Below are 3704 nucleotides of genomic sequence, written 5' to 3' on the forward strand. Positions count from 1 at the left end.
ACATTCAAACTCAGTGGTACTCAAAATTGGGGACTAGGAGACTTTAACAATTACACCATTGGTCAAGGTTGGAAGAGTTACACAATTAACGTGGGAGATTACTTCACGGGAGATTTTAACTATCTCACCTTTGCCAATGATCATGATGTGCTAAATCCTGATGCTCGCAGTGAGTTCCGTAATCTGAAAATCTATGAGAACACCAACAGCGTCGGGGTTAACATCAACAATCAAACCAACAACTACCTTTTTTCTTCCTACGACCCTAAACAAGATTTGAATGGGCAATTCACTATTTCCCAGGATAAAACTCAACTAGACCTACTGGGTAACACCTGGAAAAAACTAGACATAAACAATTACACCATTACCAAAGACACTATCCTAGAATTTCAATTTCAAAGCACTAGGGGTGGAGAAATTCATGCCATTGGCTTTGACACAGATAATGTAATTAGCCCACAAACAACATTCAAACTCAGTGGTACTCAAAATTGGGGACTAGGAGACTTTAACAATTACACCATTGGTCAAGGTTGGAAGAGTTACACAATTAACGTGGGAGATTACTTCACGGGAGATTTTAACTATCTCACCTTTGCCAATGACCATGATGTACTAAATCCTGATGCTAACGGATATTTCCGCAATATCCAACTTTATGAAGGTGCCTAGTGCGGAGGTTAGCACCGTAACATAAACACCTTCTGACGGTTGACTGTTGACTGTAGAGGGTGGGGGTTTAAGTGCTATCACCGCCGGGAGCCATGGGTTTCTAACCCATGGCTCAAAGCTAAAGTCCGATGAATCCTACTTAGTGTTGAATATACAGCGCATTTTATCTGAGTAGGTAGGCGGAGAAGATGCCATTAATGTCAAGTTAAGAAAAATGAATTTATGCCAAGAGTGGGAAGCTAAATGGTAAAAGTCAACACAAAGACGAAATTACTCACATTGGATTGCATCATACTTACCCATGTCGCTATCCCACGGGCTTGGTGTCAGTATTGTGGGATCAGATTTGGTATTATTATCTGACTAACGTTCTTGACCCACAACAACTTTCACCACAGGAAGTTTGTGATTTACACCGCCGACCCTGGCGCATTGAGGAGGCATTTTTAAAGTTTTATCATTCATATCTGTACTTCACATTGGGTGGAAGGTGCTGTATATGTGGTCTTCCTGATTGATTTCTGGAGACTGTCAACTATTTAGCTTCTTCAATCAGTGGGGTGCGGAGGTCTTCCACCATTGCTTGAATTTGAGGGGGAGGGGGTGGAGTGAGGCGAGAAACTACAAAGGTCACTACAAAATTAATTAACATACCTAAGGTGCCAATTCCTTCTGGAGAAACCCCAAAAAACCAAGGCTGCATACCCCCAAACTTAACGGCAATAATGTAGATGATGGTAAAAATTAAACCAACCAGCATCCCAGATATCGCCCCTTCAGAATTACTGCGCTTGTCGAAAATCCCCAAGAAAATTACCGGGAAGAAGCTAGCAGCAGCTAAACCAAAAGCAAAAGCCACTACTTCACTCACAAATCCCGGTGGATTTACTCCAAAATAGCCAGCAAGCACAAGGGACAAACCCACCATGATCCGTCCTACAAACACCCGTTTTTGCTCTGAAGCCGTGGAATCTATGATGCGGTAATAGATATCGTGAGCAACAGAACTAGAAATTACTAGCAATAAACCTGATGCTGTAGACAAAGCCGCAGCCAATCCACCAGCCGCCACCAAAGCAATCACCCAAGGAGCTAGTTTAGCTACTTCTGGGGTAGAAAGCACAATGATATCTCGATCAATCTTTATTTCGTTAGTGTTTTTATCGGGGGTTAACTGAAGACGACCATCCTGATTTTTGTCCTCAAAAGTTAGCAGTCCAGTTTTTTCCCACTTAGTGGCCCAGTCAAGCTGCTGTACCTCTGTAATGGTGTGATTGTGTAAAGAATTAATCAGGTTATAGCGGGCAAACATCGAGATAGCGGGAGCAGTAGTATATAGAATGGCAATAAACAACAATGCCCAACCAGCAGAAAACCGGGCAGCTCTTACACTTGGTACTGTGTAAAACCTAACAATAATATGGGGTAAGCCAGCAGTACCCACCATCAAAGCAACAGTTGTAAACAGCACATCAAGCATAGACTTGTTCGCAAAGGGCTGAGTATACTCCTGAAACCCTAAATCAACTTGGACTTGATTGAGTTTGTCGGCAACATCGCTAAAGATAAATGCTAATTGAGGAATAGGATTACCTGTTAGGAGTGTAGCGATGGCAATTGCCGGAATTAAATAAGCAACAATTAACACAACATACTGTGCTACCTGTGTCCAAGTAATGCCTTTCATTCCTCCTAACACAGCAAAAAAGCCGACAATCACCATACCGATGATCACACCTGTGTTGATGTCAACTTGTAGAAAACGGCTAAAAACAATACCCACACCGCGCATTTGCCCAGCAACATAAGTCAGGGAGACGAAAATAGCTGCAATTACTGCCACCAAACGAGCAAGATTCGAGTAGTAGCGATCGCCCACAAAATCCGGTACTGTATATTTACCAAATTTCCGTAGGTAAGGAGCCAATAGCAATGCCAACAGCACATAGCCACCAGTCCAACCCATCAGATAAATAGAACCGTCATACCCCAAGAAAGAAATCAGCCCCGCCATAGAAATAAACGAAGCCGCTGACATCCAATCAGCCGCCGTAGCCGCACCATTAGCAATTGAAGGTATGCCCTGTCCCGCAACAAAAAAATCTTTACTATCTTTAACTCGCGATTGCCAACCAATATAAATGTAGAGAAGGAAGGAAAGTCCAACCAATAAAATAGTCCAAATTTCAACTGACACAGTTTCTCCTCACTTCTTAATATTATATTTGCGGTCTATTTTATCCATTTGAAACCCATAGATGAAAATTAAAGCAACAAATACCAGAATTGATCCTTGCTGTGCCATCCAAAAGCCAAAGGGTAAACCGAAGAAACGTATCCCGTTTAATGGTTGTACCAGCAAAATACTGAAAACTATAGAAACCAGTGCCCAGACAATTAAAAGATTACGAATTAAAGCAGTATTAGCACGCCAATAACCACGACGCTGATGTTCATCCATTGTTATTAATCGTAAGTGTATCAAGAATACTATCAATAATTTGCTATTTTATTAATTTACTTATTGTGTAGTTTTTTAAAAATTAGTAAATTATATGAAAATTCTAGGAGTAAAAATAAGGTTTTATATATAAAAATTGCAATAATCATATGTAACTAATTACAGCACATTGCTGGCAAATCAAGTACAAATATTGCCCACTATCGATATACTTCACTTAGGTGAAAGGCGCTGTATTTATGAGAATGAGCTAAAAAATTCACCCATTGGTATTAGAGTTCTTCTTGGTTATGGAGCAGAAATATCAACTTTGGTGATTTCTGACTACTCATGAGGTGTATCCCCAAGACCAAGGCTCCCTAGCAATGCCACAGCCTCAGCTGATAGGGGCAAGAAATTTGCCAAATATCCCCAATGTCTTTCCTTGAGAGTTAAAAATAGGACTTAATTTACCCTAACATAGTCAGACATACCCAGACATTTTGTAGTATAGTAGGACAAGTAACAAACTTAGTCCATGCCAATAAACTATGTACCTCCAAGAGTCGCTGCTACCAGACTGGGAGTC

Annotated in this window: 3 protein-coding genes; 1 reads left to right on the top strand and 2 read right to left on the bottom strand. The window is 40.9% G+C overall.

Annotated features, from left to right (window positions below):
- A partial coding sequence (locus NWP25_RS10795; protein ID WP_280699368.1) for a hypothetical protein occupies positions 1–675 on the top strand: 675 nt, incomplete at its 5' end.
- A gap of 535 nt (positions 676–1210) precedes the next feature.
- On the opposite strand, the gene NWP25_RS10800 is transcribed toward NWP25_RS10795, so the two are convergent.
- Positions 1211–2872, bottom strand: a complete 1662-nt coding sequence (locus tag NWP25_RS10800) for a sodium:solute symporter family protein (protein WP_280649791.1) — start codon at positions 2870–2872, stop codon at positions 1211–1213.
- Positions 2873–2881: 9 nt separating this feature from the next.
- Positions 2882–3136 (bottom strand): DUF4212 domain-containing protein, encoded by a 255-nt coding sequence (locus tag NWP25_RS10805; RefSeq protein ID WP_280649790.1) that lies wholly within the window; start codon positions 3134–3136, stop codon positions 2882–2884.
- Positions 3137–3704: the final 568 nt, after the last annotated feature.

Origin of the sequence: Umezakia ovalisporum Ak1311 (genome assembly GCF_029891685.1) — a bacterium.
GTDB lineage: Bacteria > Cyanobacteriota > Cyanobacteriia > Cyanobacteriales > Nostocaceae > Umezakia > Umezakia ovalisporum.

Excerpts from the sequence above, each read along its gene's own strand:
- NWP25_RS10805 (WP_280649790.1), bottom strand. The coding sequence starts at position 3,136 with ATGGATGAACATCAGCGTCGTGGTTATTGGCGTGCTAATACTGCTTTA.